Origin of the sequence: Arenibacter troitsensis (assembly GCF_900177645.1) — a bacterium.
GTDB lineage: Bacteria > Bacteroidota > Bacteroidia > Flavobacteriales > Flavobacteriaceae > Arenibacter > Arenibacter troitsensis.
In genome coordinates this window covers 561996-584491 of sequence record NZ_FXAO01000001.1, presented here as the reverse complement: position 1 = coordinate 584491, position 22496 = coordinate 561996, and the positions used below count along the sequence as shown (strand labels likewise).

Here is a 22496-nt window from a genome sequence, read left to right as displayed (position 1 = left end):
TGCAAAACGGAGCGCAAAGGAAAACCGCAGGTACTCCTGTCGAGGTCACCACAAGCAAGAAACCACGTCTTTTTAGGCGTGGTTCTTTTTTTAAGAAAAAAACCAAACGCAGTTTGAGGTTTTGGAGTAAAACAAAAAACCAGCAGCGATAGCTGCGAGGGTTCTTATTTGCAAAACGGAGCGCAAAGGAAAACCACAGGTACTCCTGTCGAGGTCACCAAAAGCAAGAAACCACGTCCTTTTAGGCGTGGTTCTTTTTTTAAGGAAAAACTGGTCCATTCAAAACTTTTCATAAATGAAAATTATTATACTATATTACCCCAAAAAACACACAATAATATTTTCTTTGCTTAATAATTGCAAAAACAAGTCTTGAAAGTACTACCCTTTAAAATACCCAAACCAAAAAACGAAGCGCTCATCTATCAGGAAGACCGCGAGAGGATATTTTATGGCCAACTGCACCAACATCAGGAAATACAAATAAGCCTTATCGTAAAAGGGTCCGGATCTTTTATTGTAGCAGACACCATAAACGAATACAAGGAGAACGACATTTTAGTAATTGGCGAATATGTACCCCACGTCTTTAAAAGTGATTCCAACAAAAGTGATGAATCTATCATGTGCTCCTTATTCTTTAAAAAGGACTCTTTTGGAAACCATTTTTTTGAGGTGGCCGATATGGCGGAAACCAAGGATTTTTTTATAGGTTCGGAATACGGATTGAAGGTGCTTTCCAAAAAACGGAAAATCGCAAAACAATTCCATAAATTATCCCATCAGAATAAGATAGAAAGGGTAGCTACGCTTTTAAAAATAATAAGTTTGATAAGTAAGGCAAAAGCGGCTCCCCTGTCTTCCTTTGTCTATAAAAAGAGATATACGGACGATGAGGGAAAACGCATGAACGATGTGTTTGAATATGCCATGGAAAAGTTTTACGAACCTATTACTTTGGAGGAAATTGCGGATAAGGCCCATATGAACAAGAACTCCTTTTGCCGCTATTTTAAAAAGAGAACCAACAAAACATTTTTTCAATTTTTGATCGAAATACGAATTGAAAATGCCTGTAAACTTATCAATAGCAAACCTGATCTTTCCATTTCCCTAATAGCAGAACAATGTGGTTTTGGAACCATAGCCAACTTCAACAGGAAATTTAAGGAAATTAAAGGCGTTACTCCAACAGATTATCGTAGACAGCGATGAAATTCATTACCCATTAAATTGTGGTCAGTATCAATAAAAAGTCCAATTATTCCGACCCAAAGTAGGAACAACGCAATTGGAATTCCCTATTTATCTTCTCCTTCAAAGTCCTTTTTTAATCGGATGGGACTGTCTGGCACTCTATTGACAAGCTGTTTTTTACCGTCCTTTTTAATAAGGTCGAAGGCATCATAAAGGTTTCCTATAGGGGTATATGCCTCATACTTAATGGTATCTTTGGTAACGGTAATTATTTGAAACAATTGGGTGTACTCCCCCCTTCGTACCATCCAATCCTGGTCTTGGGATTCGTACATTTTAGGACCACTTACTGAAACCGCATAAACAGTACCTGCATCATCCAACACTGTTAACCCTTTACCTTCATTATCCGCATAACCTCTGGCATAGGTATGGTCATGCCCCTGCAAAACCAAATCCACTTTATATTTATCTATCAAAGGTTTTATACCTTCCCTCAGCTCCCAATTGTCTCGCCCTTCTTTGGTAGAATAAACCGGATAATGCGTAAAAATGGCAATCCATTTTTTAGTGTTTGATTGTAATACGGAATCCAACCATTTTATCTGTGCCGAACGGGCTTCCAAACTTTCATCATAACCTTCGCTATCGATGGAAATCAATTTCATATCTTGATAATCAATTGCAAAACACGTTTCTTTTAATTCCTCAATTGGTCCATTTTCGGGCAAAGTAAATTGTGGTTTCCATAAAGAGGTCAATACACCATCCCTGTATTCATGATTACCTGGCGTCATAACACTTGGCACAGTGGCATGAATAAAGCTACCTGCATAAAACCATTCGCCCCATTCCAAATTGGCATCCCTGTCATTGATAAGATCTCCAGCGTGCAACATAAAATTAACTTCTGGAAATTTTCTATAAGAATTTCGTATTACCCTGGACCATAGCGACTTCACATTGTTTTGGGCATCCCCAAAATAAATAAAGCTAAAAGGTTCTCCCGAAGTGTCACTGGCCGTGGTATATTGAAACCATTCGCTCCAGCCATCATTGCCTTCCTTTCCGTTACCTACCCTATAGACATAGGTAGTTTTTGGCTGTAGATTATTCACTACCACCGAATGGTATACCGCCTTTACAAGAGGCTCCTTTCTGTTCTGATTTTGAAAAATTTCACTCTTGGCCTCCACTCGTCTAACGTCTTTCAACAAAAACTCCGGTCCATCGGTTGCTATGGCAATTTCGACAAATCCGGCTTCCACCTGTTGATCTGTTCTCCAATTCACGGCCATACTATGTGCTGGGTCCGTAGTTAAATTGGCAATCACCCTGTCCGGGACCTGCGATGGATACATTAATTTATGGGCCGTTATGGAATCATGTTCCGGATAATGGCTATGCGAATGGGAATGGGAGTACCCAGTTTCATGGGCGTGACTATGAGGTACTTTTTCCTGTTGTGATTTACAACCTATTAGAATTACAAATAAAATAGACCCTAGTTTTTGTGTCAAGCGTATTGTTCCCATCATTTTTCAGATTCACTAAGTTTGGATTATACAAAAATGAATTCCGAATATAATATGATTCCGCTGAATTACCTAGGGTTTTCAGAAGCATATCTGTAACCTTATGGTATCTTGATAATTTCATTAAATATCTTAACCCAAATAGATATTCTGAACACTAAGGCCAATAGCAAAAACAAAAAAACGCCCATTCTTGCGAAGGGCGTTCCTCTAAGTATGTTATAAAACTTATAGTGCAGCTACTTGCTTGGTCAACTTGCTCTTTAAGTTTGCAGCTTTGTTGGAATGGATGATATTGCGCTTAGCCAATCTATCGATCATACTTACTACGCTTGGCAACAAAGTCTCAGCAGCTTTCTTATCCTCCTCCGTACGCAACCTTCTGATAGCGTTACGGGTTGTTTTATGCTGGTACCTATTACGTAACCTTACCGCTTCGTTCCTTCTAATCCTCTTTAATGCTGACTTATGATTTGCCATTTTCTATTTAATTAATTTTTTTATTGGGATAAACCCCTAAACATACTGTGTAGTCCGTAGGGGAATCGAACCCCTGTTACCAGGATGAAAACCTGGCGTCCTAACCCCTAGACGAACGGACCATTTTTTGGTTGCAAGTACTGACCTAATTGTTGAATCAAAATCAATACCCCAAAATTTCAAAATAATCTTAGTAGTCCGTAGGGGAATCGAACCCCTGTTACCAGGATGAAAACCTGGCGTCCTAACCCCTAGACGAACGGACCATCAAATCGCATAATTGCGGATGCAAAAATACAATTATTTTTTACTATCGCAAGACCTAAATAAAATTTTTTAAAATCTTTTAATATGCCTTGGCAAAAAGTACTCTTTTGGAGGATGGTTTTCCAGTCACCATACAGACTCCGGCCTCTTCTTTGGCATCGATAGGAATACAGCGAATAGTAGCTTTTGTTTGCTCTTTCACCAATTCCTCCGTTTCGGAAGTACCATCCCAATGTGCCGATATAAACCCTCCTTTACTTTCCAGCACTTCTTTAAATTCTTCATAGGAATTCACCTCGGTGATATGTGTTCTCCTATGCTCCAAGGCCTTATTATGGATATTTGTCTGAATATCCTTCATCAAAAATTCAATTTTGGCCACAACCTCATCGGCTTTTACCGTTTCCTTCTCAAATGTATCCCTTCTTGCCACCTCAAAAGTGCCATTATCCATATCCCGCTGGCCAATGGCCAAACGAACAGGCACCCCTTTCAGCTCGTATTCATTGAATTTAAATCCTGGCTTATGGGTATCCCTATCATCATATTTCACAGAGATTCCTTTGGACCTCAATTCCTTTACCAGAGGAGCTACTCTTTCTGAAATGGCATCCAATTGATCCTCACCTTTATAAATAGGCACTATTACTACTTGTATCGGAGCCAATTTAGGAGGTAGCACCAGTCCGTTATCGTCGCTATGCGTCATGATCAATGCCCCCATCAAACGTGTTGAAACACCCCAAGAGGTTGCCCAAACATATTCCTGCACCCCTTCCTTGGTAGCAAACTTTACATCAAAAGCTTTTGCGAAATTTTGCCCCAAGAAATGCGATGTACCGGCCTGCAAGGCTTTTCCATCCTGCATGAGGGCCTCTATACAGTAGGTCTCCAATGCCCCGGCGAAACGCTCACTGGCCGTTTTGGTTCCCTTTATAACAGGTACCGCCATGTAATTTTCCACAAACTCGGCATATACGTTCATCATCTGTTCCGCTTCCGCAATAGCTTCCTTTTCAGTAGCATGTGCAGTATGCCCCTCTTGCCATAAAAATTCCGCTGTTCTTAAGAAAAGTCGGGTACGCATCTCCCAACGCACCACATTGGCCCATTGATTGATAAGAAGCGGCAAATCGCGATAAGACTGTATCCATCTTCTATAGGTATCCCAAATTATGGTTTCGGAGGTAGGCCTAATAATGAGCTCTTCTTCCAGCTTGGCTTCGGGATCCACTATAATACCACTACCATCCTCTGCATTTTTAAGCCTATAATGGGTCACTACCGCACATTCCTTGGCAAAACCTTCCACATGACTGGCCTCCTTGCTCAAGTAGGACTTAGGTATAAACAATGGGAAATAGGCATTCTCATGTCCCGTTTCCTTGAACATAATATCCAGCTGAGCCTGCATTTTTTCCCAAATAGCATAACCATACGGTTTAATGACCATACAGCCCCTAACTCCCGAATTTTCAGCCAAATCCGCTTTTACAACAAGTTCATTATACCATTTGGAATAATCCTCTGCTCTTTTCGTTAAATTTTTACCCATACCAGTAAGTTTGGCACAAAACTTGTAACCTTATATTTAAATGAAATAGTTCGGCAAAACTAACTATTTTTACATTGTTCAACAATTAAAATTACAGCGATGATACATTCTCTACCCCACCGAAGAATACATATAGCAGCAACCGTTGTACTCCTTAGCATAGTATTGGCGTCTTGCGGGTCTTACCAGCAAGCTTCATATTACGATAATGATGGCATCTATTCCAATAATACGGAACAAGTTCGGGTAACCGAGCAACGGTCAAGAACCCAACAGCCAGCGCCAAAACAAAATGCCTATGCGGATTATTTTGGTCAAAAGGCCGATGAATATGGTGAAATTCTGGATAGCGAGGTTTTCACAGATGTGGATGCTTACTATAGTGATACGGAAACCGACAGTCTTGGGTATAGCCAAGACTTAAGCTATAATGGCGCCAATAACGACTACAATGGATACGGATCATGGGGGGATAATGCCACCAATGTGAATATCAACATCTATGATGATTGGGGCTGGGGAGGCTCTCCTTTCGCATGGGGGTATGGTGGTTTTTATGGAGGTTTCTATGGCGGTTATTACGGATATTACAACCCTTGGAGATGGAACCGTTTCGGATACGGATATGGTTGGAACAACTGGGGTTGGGGTGGCTACGGATGGGGCGGTTACTACATTCCTTACTTCTATTCCCCATATCGACACTACCCATATTACTATTCCCGAAGCAGGTTCGGCAACAATTACTACAATAGAAATTACGCTTACAGCGCTAGCAGGAGAGGAATCTACAATTCCAATTCCAACCTTAGAAGCACTGCTCTAAGCGGAAGATCGAATATAAGCAACGCAAACCGATCCAGCTCCAGTAGATATAGAAGCACCACTGCGCGTAGCAATATCAATAGAACTGGAACTACATCCCGAAGTAATGTTGGGGTAGATGCTTTGGAAAGAAACAGATCATACCGCACCAGCAGAAGCACAAGGGCAGTACCAAATTACAATAGTAGCTCTCGAAGCAATCAGACCTACAGGAGCAATAGCTCTAGCGGAACCTATAAGGGCACAGCTCCCAGAACTTCTACCTATAGAAGTTCCGGTAGTTCCACGTCAAGATCTTCCAGTGGAACCTACAGAAGTTCCAGCCCAACAAGGTCTTCCAGTGGAACCTACAGAAGTAGTACGCCTTCCAGATCATCCGGTGGCACCTACAGAAGCTCCGGCAGCTCCAGCAGCTCCAGTGGCAGCGTAAGAAGTTCCAGCAGTTCTTCTTCAAGATCTTCGTCATCCAGTAGCAGAAGTAGCGGAAGGCGTAATTAAAAAACATGGTCCCATATTTCAATAAAAACTTTCTAAATTAATTAAAATGAAAAGGAATTACACTTTCATTCTGCTATTGGTATGTGCATTTGCCAGCGCCCAGAATATCAATGATGTTTTAAGACTTAGTGGAGAGGGCACTTACGGAACAGCACGTTTTCAAGGATTAAATGGAGCATTTGGCGCATTGGGTGGAGATTTGTCCGCCTTAAACGTAAACCCAGCAGGTTCGGCCGTTTTCAACAACAGCCTGTTATCCTTAACAGGATCCAATTACAATATTAAAAACGATTCCCGCTATTTCAACGGTAGCCGCAACACCTCCTTAAATTCATTGGATCTTAATCAAGTTGGCGGTGTTTTCGTATTTAAAAGCACCAGCAACAATTCTCCGTGGAGAAAAATTGCATTGGCATTTAATTACGATCTGGTCAAAAATTTTGACGATGACCTTTTGGTTTCCGGCAATAGTGATCAGGGGATAGACAATTACTTTTTGGATTTGGCCAATGGGGTACCCTTTGGACCGCTTCTAATACAGGACGGCGAATTTATAGAAGAAGCCTATCTGGATATAGGAGCTACTTTAGGGTTTGTGGACCAGCAAGCATTTTTGGGATATTACGGAGGAATAATTGACCCAGTAGATTTTTCGGACGATAATAATACCGATTATATCTCCAATGCAATATACAATACCGTTAACCAAGATTACTCTCAGAGCACTACAGGTTACAATAGTAAATTTACTGCCAACTTGGCCTCACAGTACGGTGACAACTTGTATTTGGGAGCTTCCATTAACATTCACAGCATACTCCTGGACAAGCTCACCCAACTCTCCGAAAGGGGCTTTAATGCCGAATCGGAAATACAGAATATTACCTTCGACAATTTGCTTAGGACCCAGGGAAATGGATTTTCCTTTAGCTTGGGAGCCATTGGAAAATTAAACGAAAATTTCAGAATAGGCGGTAGCTATCAATCTCCAACCTGGTACAATTTATCAGATGAAACCTCTCAAAGAATATATTCGGATCTAGCCGATAGCGATATTTCATTTATCAATTTTAATATTATAAATGTATACGAGGATTACACCATTAAAATACCTGGAAAATTAACGGGAAGTTTGGCTATGATATTTGGCAAGGATGGCCTATTGAGTTTTGACTATAGCTATCAAGACATGTCAAAAGCGGAATTAAGACCAGGTTCAGACCCTAGTTTTGCCTCGGAAAATGAATTCATCTCCGACAAATTAAGTGCCGTTTCCACTTTTAGATTAGGTGGTGAGTACCGTATTGAAGCCCTAAGTTTAAGGGCTGGATATAGGTTTGAACAGAGTCCGTACGCCAGTGGCAATACTATAGGTGATCTAAATGGCTATTCTGGCGGTATAGGTTATAATTTTGGTGGAAGTAGGCTAGACCTTTCCTACAACTATTCCACCCAGGACATTAGCAAGCAACTGTTTGATGTTGGCCTTCCAACGCCGGCCAGTATAACCAATAAAAACTCTGTAATAAGTTTGGGCTACACCTTGAATTTTTAAAGGAAGAAAATATACTAGAAATAAAAAAGACGGGCAAGCCCCGTCTTTTTTATTTTAAAATATATCGCCGCCCTAACGCTTCAAAGTAAAATGGGTCCTAACAGAGCGCGCCACAATGATTCCGTTTTCGTCCCGTGAATAGTCCATCCTAAACCAGTAGTCCGATGAAGGCATCGGCCTGCCGTTAAAGGTACCGTCCCACCCTATTGTGGTTTCATCAATCTGTTTAAGGAGTTTGCCGTAACGATCAAATATAAATACCACGGGATCTATCAAGGTAGAGATTCCATAAACATTCCATCGGTCATGGATACCGTCGGCATTGGGTGTAAAGAACTTAGGATACCCCACTACCAAGAACTCTATAGGCTCTGTAGTTCCACAACCATTTTTATCATTGATTATCACTGTATTTACCCCAGGTGGTACATTATTAAAAACAGGGTCATCCTGAAATTGCCCACCATTTATGGCATACTCATAATTACCGTCCGGGTTGGCCACCACTATCTCTACAATATTGTTGTCGGAAATATCATCCCTAACGATAACTTCCTGCAAAACTGGTGTTCCAAAATACGTAATCAATATATCATCCCTTACTTCCTGTCCAAAACTATTGGTAATCAAAACAAAATATCTTCCGGAATTGGGGCTGCTCACCACCAATTCGGCATTGGACGGTCCGGATCCTGGCAAGGTGGCATCAATTACACCATCATCCTCATAATCCACAGTCCATTCCACACTTGCTATATCTGGACCTACGGGAGAATTAAATGCGGAAAGGGTAATGTCCGGATCACCTTCACAGGCAATGATATCCAATCCCAAAAATTCGTCCCTTAAGGTACAATCCAATGCGTTATCCTGATCGGCATCAACCGATCTACCGGTAAAGGTCAACACAAAGGATTCCGCTTCATCATCAAAATTGGTGTTCCAGTTATTAATGAGAATATAATAGATTTCACCCTCTCTAACATCCAACCATTCGTCATAGGTATTTTGGCTTTGCTTTAAAAAAGGAGCGCCTACATCCCCATTTTCAGGATTTATTCCTATTCCCGTAAAACGGGTGTTATTGGTTTCGTAATTACACCTAATGGGCTCAATACTTCCGGTTCCTATACCTAAACAGTCCACATCCGGTCCGTATACCGCAAAATCCCATTCCGCCGTAATGGTACTGCCACTAACAGGCAAAGCTTCTATATCAAAGCCCACCTGTCCGTCCGTCCCCGCCCTGAACACATACCATGAGGTATTATTTTCTATATTGGCAGAAATATTACTTCCTTTTTCAAGACAACCTGTCTGGCGAACCGTATCCGGATCAAAATCATCGATACCCCCGCCGTCCGCAGTTCCCATAATGGGCGCATCTGCACAAACAGGTATGGCGCTCCTACAATCAGGTGAATTTTGTGCAATCATATTGCTCACAAACAGCAACATAACGCAAATAGAACAGATAAGTGACCGCATAGAAATTGAGGCTAATACATACTTAAATCAAGTATAATAACTCTTATGAAAATGATTTAGTATAACAGGAGGTACATTTATCACAAAATTTAGAAGACAAATACCTTGTAGATTAAAAGATTAGAAGAATAGGGTTTAAGTACATTGCATACCCCGTCTATCCTTAACGCTTTAGGGAAAAATGGTTATTAATGTACTTGGCCACAATACGTTGTCCGTCCTGATCCTTAAAACTAAGCTTAAACCAATAATCGTCCGAGGGCTGTGCAACGCCATTATAGGTGCCATCCCAACCCATACTATTTGGGGACAGTTGTTTAAGCAACTTTCCGTACCTGTTATAGACCGTCAAAATAGGTTCGTCCAAACTGGACATTCCTACAATGTTCCAAATATCGTTAACCCCGTCGCCATTGGGGGTAAAAAACTTGGGAAACCCTACTACAACAATGGTTTCCGTAGCGGTTCCGCAGCCGTTCAGATCGTTTAAGGTAACAGTGTGCCTACCCGGAAGTACATTATAAAACTTAGCATCTGCTTGATATGCCCCGTTATCCAATCTATATTCAAAGTCACCCTCCCTGTCGGGAATTATCGTAATGGTATTGTTGTCTTGCAGATCTTCTATTACCACCTCCTTTATATGCGGTGTATTGGAGGCATAGACGGTAATCATAAAGTCATTTTCGCAAGCTGAAACACCCAACTTATCGGTTATCGATAATGAATATTCCCCGCCTTGGGAAACGGTAATATTAGAAGTTGTCTCGCCAGTACTCCAAAGGTAATTATATTCTGGATCAGGGGCCGTCTCGCCTATCACAGCACTGGGTTCACCTTCACAAAGAAAAACCTCCAAAGGAAAGCTGGGGGTCAAAGGTTGATGGACCGTTAATGTAAAATCTTCAGAAGCATCATAGCATCTTGGATTCTGTACAGAGGTGGCCCTAATATATATCTGCTGCTGCCCTGCCTGCAATCCATATTCCAAAGGCAAGGCATTTATCCCAGCCTCCGCATCGGTCAAACTCGTATGATAGGATATGATTACCTCGTTCGCAGATTGTCCGCCCAACGCCATTTGATCCTTATCACTTAAATAAAAATATTCCGCATCCAGGCAAAGGTGTTCATCACCAACAGGGGAAGTTATAGGCGCCTGGGAAAACCCCACTTGTACATCACTAATAATATTATTCTGGGACTGGGTTATTACTTCCACACGGTAAAAAGCAGCTTCCAGCACATTTAAGGTAGCGGAAACCTCACCAGGAATTTGGGTATACCCATTGCCTACATCCTTATACCAAGTGTAACTTACCACATCGGCGGTAGTGGCATCCAAAACAATGCTTTCATTGTTACATGCCGTAATTGGAGGCCCCAAAAGATTGTTGATTATTGCACAATCCAACGCATCATAAGGGTTGGTAACAAAAATTTGACCCGTAAACTGTATGGAAAATCCCGAATTAACGTTACTAAAGTTATTTACCAATAAGTAGTAGTCCTCACCGGGCAAAACCTCCAACCACTCTTCATATTGAACATTATCCGTAGCCCCTTGTGGGTCCATCCCTACTCCAATAAAACTATTGGCATCCCTATTATCAAAAAAATTACATCGTACCGGGTCGCCCAGGGAATTGCAATCACTGGCTTTATAAAGGGCAAAGTCCCAATCTTCGTTGGAATCGAAACCAATATTAAATCCCAATTGTCCTGAGGCCCCTGTCCTAAACCTATACCAAGCAGCATTGGACTCTATTGCCCCGGAAAGTGTTTTTTCCAAACAACCGGATTTATTGGCACCTTTAAAATCATCCGCACCATAGCCATTGGTACCCCCATTGACAGGAGTATTGTTACAAATAGGCACTGCATTGGAACAATCCGGAGCCACTTGGGCCACGGCCACAGTACTGCAGAGACACCAAATAATTCCAAAAACGACGACCAACCTGTTCATGAATACCTATAAAATTTGGGAATTTCAAAAGTAACACCCAAGTTTAGTTAACACTAATTTATGTTGTGTAGGGAGGTAAATATGGTATTAAGTGGCATTTAATGTATATCTTTGCTGCCTTAAAAAGCAATTTTAAATGAAAATCGACAACGCATTGGAAAAGCATTTTGAAGAGTTAGGGGACGATCACGTTTCCGCTGCTGAGGACACACCTTTACGTAAGGATGCATTTGTGCTAAGTGATGAAGAAAAAATAGAACGCATAAGAGGCAGTGTAAATGAAATAATGCTGACTTTAGGCCTTGACCTTGATGATGATAGCTTAAAGGGAACGCCAAACAGAGTGGCCAAAATGTTTGTTCAAGAAATTTTTGGAGGCCTAAATCCCAAAAAAAGACCAAAATCATCCACCTTTGACAATAAATACAAGTACGGAGAAATGTTGGTAGAAAAAAACATCACCCTGTATTCTACCTGTGAGCATCATTTATTACCTATTGTGGGGAAAGCCCACGTGGCCTATATATCCAAGGGCACCGTTGTTGGCCTCTCCAAAATGAACAGGATTGTGGATTATTACGCCAAAAGACCTCAGGTTCAGGAACGTTTAAACATTCAGATCGTAAGGGAACTGCAACAGGTTTTAGGCACCGAAGATGTTGCCTGTGTTATAGACGCCAAACATTTATGTGTAAATTCCCGAGGCATACGCGATATTGAAAGTAGCACCGTAACAGCAGAATACGGCGGAAAATTTAAGGAAGAGGCCGTAAGAAGAGAATTTTTGGACTATATAAACATCGATACTAAATTTTAATTGTCCCGCTTAATAATGTCTTTGTACCAAACTCAAAAATTAAAAGTTTACAATTCCCTTACGGGAGAAAAAGAAGTTTTTGAACCTTTAAGCGAGGGCCACGTGGGCATGTACGTCTGTGGACCCACCGTTTACAGCAATGTACACTTGGGCAATTGCCGAACCTTCATGTCTTTCGACATGATCTTCAGGTATTTAAAACATCTGGGGTATAAGGTGAGATATGTCCGGAATATTACGGACGCCGGGCATTTGGAAAACGATGCGGAAGACGGTGAGGATAAAATTGCCAAGAAAGCACGGTTGGAACAACTGGAGCCCATGGAGGTGGTACAACAGTATACCCTGGATTTTCACAGCATACTACAAAAATTCAATTTCTTGCCTCCAAGTATTGAACCTACCGCTACCGGACACATTATTGAGCAAATTGAAATCATAAAGAATATTCTGGAAAAAGGATATGCTTACGAAATTAACGGTTCTGTTTATTTTGATGTTGAAAAATTCAACGAGACCCATGAGTACGGTAAATTAAGTGGGAGAAAATTGGAGGATATGATTGCCAATACCCGTGAATTGGCCGCACAGGACGAAAAAAAGAATCCCCAGGACTTTGCACTATGGAAAAAAGCGGAAGCCCAGCATATAATGCGGTGGCCTTCTCCTTGGGGCGATGGTTTTCCCGGTTGGCACCTGGAATGTACAGCTATGAGCACCAAGTATCTGGGTGAAACTTTTGACATACATGGTGGCGGTATGGACCTAAAATTCCCACATCATGAATGTGAAATAGCCCAGGCCGAAGCCTGTAATGGACATGCGCCGGTAAAATATTGGTTGCATGCCAATATGCTGACCTTAAACGGCAAAAAAATGGCCAAATCTACAGGCAACAACATCTTGCCGAATGAAATGTTTTCTGGGGAGAATAACATTCTAAGCAAACCCTATACACCATCTGTGGTGCGCTTTTTTATGATGCAGGCCCATTACACCAGCATCTTGGACCTAAGCGATGAAGCCCTTTCCGCATCCGAAAAAGGGTTTCAAAAATTGATGGATGCCATTGACAGTATGGAAAAACTAACCACCAGTTCCTCGTCCAGCTTTAATGTGGAGGAGTGGAAACAGAAGGGTTACGATGCCATGAACGATGATTTCAATACCCCAATGCTAACGGCCAATTTGTTTGAAGCCGTGAAACGCATCAATTTGATAAAAGAGGGCAAGGAAACCATAACCCAAAAGGACAAGGAACTTTTTATTGAGACCATGCACAGTTTTGCTTTTGATATATTAGGCCTTGAAAATCAAAATAGTGCCATGCTTAATTCCGATAAATTGAATAGCGTTGTTGGTCTTCTGATACAGTTGCGAAATGAGGCACGGGCCAATAAGGATTTCTCCACATCGGACAAAATAAGGGACCAATTGGCAGCGATGGGCATTCAGTTGAATGATGGAAAAGATGGCACCACCTTTAGTCTCAGCTAATTTGGGCCATATGGAAATGGGCATGCATAAAATAGACTTTTAACCCATCAACCAAAAAAAATAAAACCTTAGTACCCAAGTGTAGCATGGAATCTATGTGGAAAATATTTCTATAGTTCCTTTTTAGATCACTATAATATTTTGAATAGATGAAAAAAATATTAATTGGCCCATTTGTACTATTGGTGAAGTTTTACCAAAATTTTATTTCCCCTCTTACCCCGGCCACATGCCGATACTCCCCCACCTGTTCACAATACACTTTGGAAGCCCTTCAAAAACATGGCCTGTTCAAAGGAGGCTGGCTGGCCCTAAAAAGAATTTTTAGCTGCCACCCTTGGGGAGGAAGCGGTTACGACCCGGTGCCATAACTTGTTTGTTCCCGGATTTCTGTAGCAATAAGCATTTTTAAAGTCAGTTTGGTAATAATTGCATAAGGAAGCAACATTACTTTTCCAAATATATTCCTGACGAGATATTCAAATTAACCCATTTCCGTCCCCTATTCTTTACAGTATTTACTTATCTTAGTCGCTTAAAAAATCGTAGATGTACTTTTTAGGCTTTACTTGGAATCCCGCCGATACCCTTTTTAAAATTGGGGTAATACAAATAAAATATTACAATCTTCTATGGATAATCGCTTTCGCATTGGGCTGGTATCTCATGAAGAAAATATTTCTAAAAGAAAAAAAATCCCTGGAGCAGCTGGACTCCCTTTTTATTTACACCGTTTTGGCCACCATGTTAGGGGCAAGATTGGGCCATGTATTTTTCTATGATTGGCCGTATTACCAAAACCACTTATTGGAAATTTTGCTTCCCATTAGGGAAAGTGCGGAAAGCACCCTTTTCGGATTTATTAATGGTTACGAGTTTACAGGATTTACCGGTCTCGCAAGTCACGGAGCGGCCATAGGAATTATCATTGGCATGTACCTTTACACCAGAAAATATCCTGAATTTAAAATTCTATGGATTCTAGACCGCATTGTTATTCCAGTATCCATTGGTGCTTTTTGTGTTCGATTGGGGAATTTCTTCAATTCCGAGATCAATGGCAAATCTGTGGAAAAAACTTTTGCCTTGGCCACTAGGTTTGTACGCGATTCCGACGACATGCCTGCATACAAAGCATTATCCATCACTAAAGAAAAAACGGTAAATGCCGCCTATAACCTAATTGAAAAAGACCCTCGTTTTGCCGAATACCTGGAGGCTATTCCCTATAGGCATCCAGCGCAACTGTACGAAGGGTTCTGTTATATTTTTGTATTTGCCATTTTATATTATCTCTATTGGAAAACCGACAAAAAGGATAAACTGGGGTATCTTTTCGGGGTATTCCTAGTGCTTTTATGGACGGTACGCTTCTTTGTGGAATACGTAAAGAAAAGTCAGGGTGGATTTGAAGAATCACTGGGCTTGTTATCCACCGGCCAATGGTTGAGCATACCATTTATTTTAGTTGGATTCTATTATATCCTTAGACCAAAATCGGGTATCTCAAAATAGTCTGCTAGGAAAGATTAAAGGTACCTACACCAAACAGAAATTGTAAAATGGGAAATTGTAAAATCTGTCTACTTATTGCTGTTTGTTTTGTCATGCAGCTTTCCTGCAAGGAGGAACCCAAAAAAGCTATAAAAACAGCTCCTGTCACCTTTAAAAAAGAAGGAGATCTCCGCATACTGAAAAAAGAATCGGATTCCCTTTTAACCACTCTGGAAATTGAGATAGCGGATACCGACTACGAAAGGGAAACCGGACTTATGTACCGTAGTTCTATGGAACCAAACCAAGGAATGCTGTTTGTCTTTGACGATGTTGCCATGCATTACTTTTATATGAAAAACACCGAATTTCCCTTAGACCTCATCTTTGTGGACGACCAGATGAAAATAGCCAGTTTTCAAAAGAATGCACAACCTTTTAAGGAAAACAGTTTACCTTCCAAAGTTCCCGTAAAATATGTACTTGAAGTAAATGCCGGTTTAGCGGACAAATGGACTTTGGCCGTTGGGGATTCCATTGTCTACCAGAAAACACCTTGATCGGCGACTAAGATATATGAATAGGGTGGTTGAAAGTAAGGCATGCCATATGGTTCAGATCCTTATAAAATGCCTATTTTAGTACGTTCAACCAACAAAAAGACCATTCCCTTGTCAGCTTATAAAAAAGTACCCCTAACTCTTTTAGCCCTTGTTTTGGCAATACCCCTAGCGGCTCAGAAAAAAAATCAGTCCTTTCAATTAAATATCCACAAGACTACTGCCACAATAGAAATAGATGGGATCGGGAACGATATGGCCTGGCAAGACACGGATGTGGCATCCAACTTCTATATGGTACTGCCTATGGATACCGGAATGGCGAATGAACCTTCTGAAATCCGAATGACCTACGATGAAAATAATCTATACCTTTTAGCTACTTTCTACAACGCCACCAAAGGCCCATACTACGTAGAATCATTACGACGCGATTTTAGTTTTGGAAAAAATGACAATTTTTTATTGTTCCTAGACCCATTCAACAATCAAACCACGGGTTATTCATTTGGCTCCAACGCAGCAGGTGCACAATGGGACGGTACCATGCACAGTGGAGGCAGCGTAGACCTCAATTGGGACAGCAAATGGATATCCGCCGTAACAAGTGACGAAGAAAAATGGGTCTTTGAAATGGCCATCCCCTTCAAATCCATACGTTATGAAGACGGAGTTACCGAATGGGGCATTAACTTCAGCCGACTGGATTTAAAATCGGGCGAAAAATCGAGTTGGACACCCATTCCCCGACAATTCCCCACTGCTTCACTGGCCTATACCGGAACTTTGGTCTGGGATTCCCCTCCTCCTTCCCCAAAAACAAATTTTTCCATTATACCATATGTATTGGGCGGTATAAGTGAGGATCTGGAAAACAACACGGATACCCAGTATGACAAAAAAATTGGAGGCGATGTCAAGTTTAGTCTTAGTACTTCTTTAAATCTAGACTTGACGGTAAATCCGGATTTCTCCCAGGTAGAAGTAGATAGACAGGTAACCAACCTAGACCGATTTGAACTTTTTTTTCCAGAAAAAAGACAATTCTTTCTGGAGAACGGAGATCTCTTTGCCAACTTTGGTTATGCCACCATACGTCCCTTTTTCTCCAGGAGAATAGGATTGGGCGTACCCATAAGAGCTGGTGCAAGGGTTAGTGGGAACCTCAATAAAAAATGGCGTTTAGGCCTTATGGATATGCAAACGGCAAGCATAGATGAAACTGGGCTGCCCAGTCAAAATTTTGGGGTGCTCTCATTACAAAGAAAAGTATTTGCAAGGTCTAGCATTGGCCTTATGTTTGTAAACAAGGAATCTTTTAATTACCCACAGGATACGGATTCCCTTAGAACAGTTTTTCCAAAATTTAATAGAAATGTGGGTTTGGAATATAATTTGGCCTCCGCCAATAACCAGTGGACGGGGAAGGCTTTTTTACTAAAGTCCTTCGCTCCCAAAAAGAATGGCAACGGTATTTCCCAAGCGGCCCATTTGGAATATAAAAGCCGTAAATGGAATTGGAAAATACAGGAAGAATCGGTGGAGGACGATTATACTGCCGAAGTTGGTTTTGTACCAAGAAATGGCTATGTAAACGTCACTTCCTATATAGGTCATCTATTCTTTCCCAAAAAAAGCACCATTTTGAGTCATGGTCCTAAATTCAGCACAAGTTATTTCTTTAATGAAAGATTGGAGCATACGGATAACATCAACCTTATGGAATACCTATTTGACTTTCGGGACCGTTCCAAATTAAACCTAGGGGTAACCGATGAATATGTGGAACTATTATCGCCTTTTGACCCTACAAGATCGGGCAAGGAATTATTGGATATTGGAACCCAGCACCATTGGAACGCCTATACCATCGATTTCATTTCCAAACCCCAAAGTATGTTTACCTACTCCATTGGCGGACGTTTTGGAGGATACTATCTGGATGGCAACAGAACAAGCCTCATCAGTGAGTTGGGCTATCGCTTTCAACCATTTGTAAGTCTAAGCAGTAATTTAAGTTATAACAATATCAATCTACCAGCTCCGTGGAACAACACCGAATTTTGGCTAATTGGCTCTGAGGTCGATATAACCTTTACCAACAAATTATTCTTTGCCACCTTGTTCCAATACAATGAGCAATCCAAAAACTTTAATCTAAATTCGCGATTTCAATGGCGCTATAAACCGGCGTCCGACTTATTTTTGGTATACAGTAACAACTACCTTATTGAACCTCTGGAAGGAAGAAATTGGGCTTTGACATTGAAATTCACCTATTGGTTCAATAAATAAGTCCGAAAATTATAAAAACGAAATTGATCATATATTTTCCTTTGACTTGTATAAAATGCCATTAACCATGAAAAAAAGCATACACTGGGCCGTATTTATCAATAACAACTCACAAAAGGACCAGTTCATAAAACATGTATTGGAAGGACCCCTACCGAAGGGATTTGAGGCCCTCGAGAATATGGAAGGAGCCCTATTTTCCAAAATAACCCTAAACCAGTTTATAGACGAAGAGGAAAGACACGGCATCCAGATTATCAATAAAAATTCACAGCAATTGCTCAAGACAATGTCTAGCGGGGAACAAAAAAAGGCGCTATTGAAATATATCTTTCACCTAAAGCCCGATTATATTGTTTTGGATAATCCCTTCGACAATTTGGATAAGGATGCCCAAAAGGACTTAAAAGCCTCTCTTGACCATATTTCAAAAAACACCTTTATCATCCAGCTCATAAGTAGAAAAGCGGATATTTTGCCTTTTATAACCCAAGAGATGATTCTGGAAGGAACCACAATAAGCCCATTGACCAGCGGACCCCAAGTAACTAAAAAAGATAACCCTTCCCTAAATACTTCCTTTACCGGAAGAATCCCTAAACCCATAACTCCCACCGACTATGAAGAATCCGTTTTAATAGACTGCAAGGACATAAGCGTAATATATGGGGATAAAAGAGTGCTGGACAAAATTAATTGGACCATCAAAAAAGGGGAGTTTTGGCAGCTTATAGGTCCGAACGGTAGTGGGAAATCAACACTACTATCCATGATTACGGGCGACAATCATAAAGGCTACGGACAGCAACTGTACCTTTTTGGTCAACGCAAAGGCAGCGGGGAAAGCGTTTGGGACATCAAGAAAAGGATTGGATACTACACCCCAGCTATGACCGATAAATTTTCGGGCCTACACTCCTGTCTTAATATGGTCATTTCCGGGATGAACGATTCTGTTGGACTCTATCTAAGGGCTACGGAAAACCAGAAGGCCTTGGCCAAGGAATGGCTGATTATACTGGATATGTGGCACCTAAGGGACGTTCTATTCGCGGACCTATCTGCAGGGCAACAGCGTATGGTGATGACCGCTAGGGCCATGATAAAACATCCACCCCTTTTAATATTGGATGAACCTACCGCTGGGCTGGATGATGAAAGTGCAGCGCTTTTTATATCCCTTGTCAATAAAATTGCCAAGGAAAGCAAGTCGGCCATTGTCTTTGTATCCCATAGGAAGGAACCAGGATTGGAACCCCAATTTATCTACGAGCTACAAGCATCACCCGAAGGATCCCATGGAAAAATAATATAAAAAAAGGCCGCTGATCAGCGGCCTTTTTTTATATTAAGTTAGAGAATTCTACTCTTCCTTACCTAATTGAGTTTTCTTCTTCAATGTATCGAACATTACTGGAGTTGCAATGAACAAAGAAGAATAAGTACCTACAATGATACCTATGATCATAGCAAACATAAAACCTCTTAGGGATTCGCCGCCAAATATGAATATGGCCAATAACACTACCAAAGTAGTCATAGATGTATTCAAGGTTCTACTTAAGGTACTGTTCAGGGCCAAATTGGTATTCTCTCCTGCTTTCCATCCCTTTTCCGCTATAATCTCCCTAATACGGTCAAAAACTACCACGGTATCGTTCAAGGAGTAACCAATAACCGTAAGTATTGCCGCGATAAAGGCTTGGTCGATTTCCATATTAAAAGGCATCAACTTTCCAAATATGGAGAACACACCCAAAACAATTAATATATCATGGAATACGGCTGCCACTGCACCCAAAGAAAACTGCCATTTACGGAACCTAAATAAGATATAAAGGAAGACTACCGCCAAAGAACCAATAATGGCCAAGAAAGCATTCTTTTTAATATCATCCGCAATGGTTGGACCCACTTTTACAGATTGTAGGATTCCTATGGATTTTTCACCACTACCTATAGTAAAGTCTTCAAAACTGGTACCGTCCGGCAAATACTTTTGAAGGGAAGCATACAGTTTATTCTGTATTTCATTATCCACCTCAATTCCTTCAACATCCACTTTATAAGGAGTTGTGATTTTTATTTGATTGGCCTCACCATATGTTTTAACATTGGTACCACTTCCAAAAACTGTATTCAATTCCGAAGCGATTTCAGACGGGTTTACCATCTTCTCAAATCTTACAGTATAAGAACGTCCTCCAACAAAATCGACACCTTGTTGTAAACCTTGGGTAAATAATGAGAATAGCCCTATTGCCACCAAAATGGAAGAAGCTATGTAAGCAATCTTTCTTTTGGCCAAGAAATCGATATTGATATTCTTGAACAGGTTCTTGGTCATGGCCGTAGAGAAATCCAATTTTCTGCCTTTTCCACTTACATACCAATCAACCAAAAGTCTGGTGATGAATATAGCCGTAAACAAAGAGGTAACTATACCGATCAATAAAGTGGTCGCAAACCCTTTAATAGGACCAGAACCAAATACAAATAGTATCAAGGCCGTTAAACCGGTAGTAATGTTGGCATCCAAGATAGAAGAAAGAGCATTTCCAAAACCATCCGCAATTGCTTGGCTCTGTCCCTTTCCTTTTGCCAATTCTTCCTTAATACGTTCAAAAATAAGTACGTTCGCATCCACGGACATACCAATGGTCAATACAATACCTGCTATTCCCGGAAGGGTAAGTACCGCATTTAAACTTACCAATACCCCAAAGATCAACAAGATGTTCAATAGAAGGGCGATATCGGCAAAAATTCCTGCTTTTCCATAGTAAAATACCATCCATACCAATACAATGGCCATGGCGATCATAAAGGAGAAGAAACCACTATTGATAGCTTCCTGGCCTAAGGAAGGTCCTACAATTTCCGATTGAATAATTTCCGCTGAAGCAGGCAGTTTACCCGCCCTTAGTACGTTGGCAATATCCTTGGTTTCGTTAATGGTAAAAGTACCCGTAATCTCTGAACGACCACCGGATATAGGCCCGGAAGAAACGCCAGGTGCAGTATACACCTTATTATCCAACACGATAGCGATACCGGTCTGATTATTAAAGGCATCCCCTGTTAATTTTTCCCATTCCTTTGCACCTTTGGTATTCATGGTCATGGTAACCGCAGGCTTGTTATATTGATCAAAAGTATCCGAAGCATCGGAAACAACATCCCCACTAATTCTAGGTGTATTGTCCCTGTTGGATTTTAAGGCATATAAATCCACTATTTCGGAACCTTCAGTTGGACGTTCCCAAACAAACTTGACAAACTGAATATCCGCTGGTATCAATCTGCGGATTTCCTTCATTCTAAGGTATTCCCCAATTTTAGCCGTATCCTGAATAGCTGCACTTACCAAGGCATTTCCGTTAGGATTTGCTGGGATAAGCAGACTAAAGAGTGGATTTACCTCTTGGGAAAAATCCAATGAATCCTGAGCAACATCAGACAACAAAGAATCCAATTCAGATTCTGGCTTAACCACTTCTTCCGGTTTTTCAACCTCTACCAAAGTTTTTAACTTCTCGTTGGCAGCTTGCAAAAAGGTACTTAAACTCGGGTTACTCTGTTTATAAGTTTCCCAAAATTCCAATTGCGCCGTACTTGACAATAAATCCTGAGCACGTCCTATATCCCTTGCACCAGGCAATTCTACCAAAATTCGACCAGAATTACCTTCTCGTTGAATATTCGGCTGGGTAACACCAAACCCATCAATACGCTCACGAAGTACTTCAAAAGCCGATACAATGGATTCATCAATCTTAGTTCTTATAATTGGTTTTACCTGATCATCGGTCATTTGAAAATTAATGACATCGCTCAAACCTTTGTTTGCAAAGATATCCGGAGAGGCCAATTTGGTATCCCCCTTTATTTTATCAAAAGATTCAAAGAACAGGTCTATATAAGTAGCATCACTATTTTTAGAAGCGGCATCCGCATCGGCCAATGCCTTGTTGAAAACCGGATTCTTGGTATTATTGGCAAGGCCTTTTAAAATATCCTTTACAGATATTTGAAGGGTAACATTTATCCCACCTTTTAAATCCAGACCCTTATTAAGTTCCTTTTTCTTGGCTTCGTCATAATTGGTAAACCCTAAAATGGAATTCCCTCCTATAGAATCTAAATATCTTGCTTCCAGCGCTTCCCTTTTTGCAAGGTAATCCTCTTCGGATTCTGAAATTTTATTGGTAGCAAAGACAGTTGCATCCTTTTCTACTTTATTGGTAATAAATGTATAGGATAGCTGATAAATACTGACTAGCCCAAACAAAAAAGCGAAAAGCTTTATAAGTCCTTTATTTTGCATTGGTTATATATTAATTTAAAATGGTATTCTTAAATAGCGTGCAAATATATTATTTCCCATAGGAACTAACAATATATTTATCAGTTTTATAAAATAAGGGCATCCGTCCCGTTCCGATAGTACTCGGAAACAATTGG

At 40.8% G+C, this 22496-nt stretch carries 16 protein-coding genes and 2 tRNA genes; 10 read left to right on the top strand and 8 right to left on the bottom strand.

What is annotated here, in order from left to right:
* The first annotated feature begins 372 nt into the window (after window positions 1-372).
* Complete coding sequence (locus tag B9Y87_RS02265) at window positions 373-1215, top strand: AraC family transcriptional regulator (protein WP_085495764.1); 843 nt, start codon at window positions 373-375, stop codon at window positions 1213-1215.
* 86 nt (window positions 1216-1301) lie between these two features.
* Here B9Y87_RS02265 and B9Y87_RS02260 read toward each other — a convergent pair whose 3' ends face one another.
* The 5 genes from B9Y87_RS02260 to proS form a co-directional block, all read right to left on the bottom strand.
* Window positions 1302-2735, bottom strand: coding sequence for a purple acid phosphatase family protein (locus B9Y87_RS02260; protein WP_245808621.1), 1434 nt, complete (start codon window positions 2733-2735; stop codon window positions 1302-1304).
* Between the two features lie 225 nt (window positions 2736-2960).
* The gene (gene rpsT, locus B9Y87_RS02255) at window positions 2961-3212 is read right to left on the bottom strand and encodes a 30S ribosomal protein S20 (protein WP_031442787.1); all 252 of its coding nucleotides are present in this window, start codon (window positions 3210-3212) and stop codon (window positions 2961-2963) included.
* A 50-nt stretch (window positions 3213-3262) separates the two neighbouring features.
* A tRNA-Glu gene (locus B9Y87_RS02250) sits at window positions 3263-3334 on the bottom strand.
* Between the two features lie 72 nt (window positions 3335-3406).
* Window positions 3407-3478: transfer RNA gene (locus B9Y87_RS02245), tRNA-Glu, on the bottom strand.
* Between the two features lie 80 nt (window positions 3479-3558).
* Window positions 3559-5034, bottom strand: a complete 1476-nt coding sequence (proS, locus tag B9Y87_RS02240; RefSeq protein WP_085495762.1) for a proline--tRNA ligase — start codon at window positions 5032-5034, stop codon at window positions 3559-3561.
* 99 nt (window positions 5035-5133) lie between these two features.
* Here proS and B9Y87_RS21755 point away from each other — a divergent pair, with 99 nt between their 5' ends.
* Window positions 5134-6357: a hypothetical protein gene (locus B9Y87_RS21755; protein ID WP_139827124.1), complete on the top strand. Its 1224-nt coding sequence runs from the start codon at window positions 5134-5136 to the stop codon at window positions 6355-6357.
* Window positions 6358-6403: 46 nt separating this feature from the next.
* Window positions 6404-7912: an OmpP1/FadL family transporter gene (locus B9Y87_RS02225; protein ID WP_085495755.1), complete on the top strand. Its 1509-nt coding sequence runs from the start codon at window positions 6404-6406 to the stop codon at window positions 7910-7912.
* Window positions 7913-7984: 72 nt separating this feature from the next.
* Here B9Y87_RS02225 and B9Y87_RS02220 read toward each other — a convergent pair whose 3' ends face one another.
* Together B9Y87_RS02220 and B9Y87_RS02215 are read right to left on the bottom strand one after the other, a co-directional pair.
* On the bottom strand, window positions 7985-9400 hold the full coding sequence (locus B9Y87_RS02220; protein ID WP_085495754.1) for a T9SS type B sorting domain-containing protein: 1416 nt from the start codon (window positions 9398-9400) through the stop codon (window positions 7985-7987).
* Window positions 9401-9563: 163 nt separating this feature from the next.
* Window positions 9564-11369: a T9SS type B sorting domain-containing protein gene (locus B9Y87_RS02215; RefSeq protein WP_085495752.1), complete on the bottom strand. Its 1806-nt coding sequence runs from the start codon at window positions 11367-11369 to the stop codon at window positions 9564-9566.
* 136 nt (window positions 11370-11505) lie between these two features.
* On the opposite strand from B9Y87_RS02215, the gene folE reads away from it, so the two are divergent.
* From folE to B9Y87_RS02180, 7 genes are all read left to right on the top strand, one after another.
* Window positions 11506-12186, top strand: coding sequence for a GTP cyclohydrolase I FolE (folE, locus tag B9Y87_RS02210; RefSeq protein ID WP_031442780.1), 681 nt, complete (start codon window positions 11506-11508; stop codon window positions 12184-12186).
* A 15-nt stretch (window positions 12187-12201) separates the two neighbouring features.
* The gene (gene cysS, locus B9Y87_RS02205; protein WP_085495750.1) at window positions 12202-13683 is read left to right on the top strand and encodes a cysteine--tRNA ligase; all 1482 of its coding nucleotides are present in this window, start codon (window positions 12202-12204) and stop codon (window positions 13681-13683) included.
* Window positions 13684-13832: 149 nt separating this feature from the next.
* Complete coding sequence (yidD, locus tag B9Y87_RS02200; protein WP_085495748.1) at window positions 13833-14054, top strand: membrane protein insertion efficiency factor YidD; 222 nt, start codon at window positions 13833-13835, stop codon at window positions 14052-14054.
* Window positions 14055-14232: 178 nt separating this feature from the next.
* Window positions 14233-15198: a prolipoprotein diacylglyceryl transferase gene (gene lgt / locus B9Y87_RS02195; RefSeq protein ID WP_085495746.1), complete on the top strand. Its 966-nt coding sequence runs from the start codon at window positions 14233-14235 to the stop codon at window positions 15196-15198.
* Between the two features lie 47 nt (window positions 15199-15245).
* On the top strand, window positions 15246-15737 hold the full coding sequence (locus B9Y87_RS02190) for a DUF192 domain-containing protein (RefSeq protein WP_085495743.1): 492 nt from the start codon (window positions 15246-15248) through the stop codon (window positions 15735-15737).
* A 69-nt stretch (window positions 15738-15806) separates the two neighbouring features.
* Window positions 15807-18032: a carbohydrate binding family 9 domain-containing protein gene (locus tag B9Y87_RS02185; RefSeq protein WP_085496619.1), complete on the top strand. Its 2226-nt coding sequence runs from the start codon at window positions 15807-15809 to the stop codon at window positions 18030-18032.
* A 67-nt stretch (window positions 18033-18099) separates the two neighbouring features.
* On the top strand, window positions 18100-19347 hold the full coding sequence (locus B9Y87_RS02180; RefSeq protein WP_085495741.1) for an ATP-binding cassette domain-containing protein: 1248 nt from the start codon (window positions 18100-18102) through the stop codon (window positions 19345-19347).
* Window positions 19348-19395: 48 nt separating this feature from the next.
* Here the strand turns inward: B9Y87_RS02180 and secDF are convergent, their stop codons facing one another.
* Complete coding sequence (gene secDF / locus B9Y87_RS02175) at window positions 19396-22359, bottom strand: protein translocase subunit SecDF (RefSeq protein ID WP_085495739.1); 2964 nt, start codon at window positions 22357-22359, stop codon at window positions 19396-19398.
* Window positions 22360-22496 lie beyond the last annotated feature (137 nt).

Excerpts from the sequence above, each read along its gene's own strand:
- rpsT (WP_031442787.1), bottom strand. The coding sequence starts at position 3,212 with ATGGCAAATCATAAGTCAGCATTAAAGAGGATTAGAAGGAACGAAGCG.
- B9Y87_RS02215 (WP_085495752.1), bottom strand. The coding sequence starts at position 11,369 with ATGAACAGGTTGGTCGTCGTTTTTGGAATTATTTGGTGTCTCTGCAGT.
- B9Y87_RS02220 (WP_085495754.1), bottom strand. The coding sequence starts at position 9,400 with ATGCGGTCACTTATCTGTTCTATTTGCGTTATGTTGCTGTTTGTGAGC.
- B9Y87_RS02180 (WP_085495741.1), top strand. The coding sequence starts at position 18,100 with ATGAAAAAAAGCATACACTGGGCCGTATTTATCAATAACAACTCACAA.
- yidD (WP_085495748.1), top strand. The coding sequence starts at position 13,833 with ATGAAAAAAATATTAATTGGCCCATTTGTACTATTGGTGAAGTTTTAC.
- B9Y87_RS02185 (WP_085496619.1), top strand. The coding sequence starts at position 15,807 with ATGCCTATTTTAGTACGTTCAACCAACAAAAAGACCATTCCCTTGTCA.
- cysS (WP_085495750.1), top strand. The coding sequence starts at position 12,202 with ATGTCTTTGTACCAAACTCAAAAATTAAAAGTTTACAATTCCCTTACG.
- B9Y87_RS02260 (WP_245808621.1), bottom strand. The coding sequence starts at position 2,735 with ATGATGGGAACAATACGCTTGACACAAAAACTAGGGTCTATTTTATTT.
- proS (WP_085495762.1), bottom strand. The coding sequence starts at position 5,034 with ATGGGTAAAAATTTAACGAAAAGAGCAGAGGATTATTCCAAATGGTAT.
- B9Y87_RS21755 (WP_139827124.1), top strand. The coding sequence starts at position 5,134 with ATGATACATTCTCTACCCCACCGAAGAATACATATAGCAGCAACCGTT.
- B9Y87_RS02225 (WP_085495755.1), top strand. The coding sequence starts at position 6,404 with ATGAAAAGGAATTACACTTTCATTCTGCTATTGGTATGTGCATTTGCC.
- lgt (WP_085495746.1), top strand. The coding sequence starts at position 14,233 with ATGTACTTTTTAGGCTTTACTTGGAATCCCGCCGATACCCTTTTTAAA.
- secDF (WP_085495739.1), bottom strand. The coding sequence starts at position 22,359 with ATGCAAAATAAAGGACTTATAAAGCTTTTCGCTTTTTTGTTTGGGCTA.
- B9Y87_RS02190 (WP_085495743.1), top strand. The coding sequence starts at position 15,246 with ATGGGAAATTGTAAAATCTGTCTACTTATTGCTGTTTGTTTTGTCATG.
- folE (WP_031442780.1), top strand. The coding sequence starts at position 11,506 with ATGAAAATCGACAACGCATTGGAAAAGCATTTTGAAGAGTTAGGGGAC.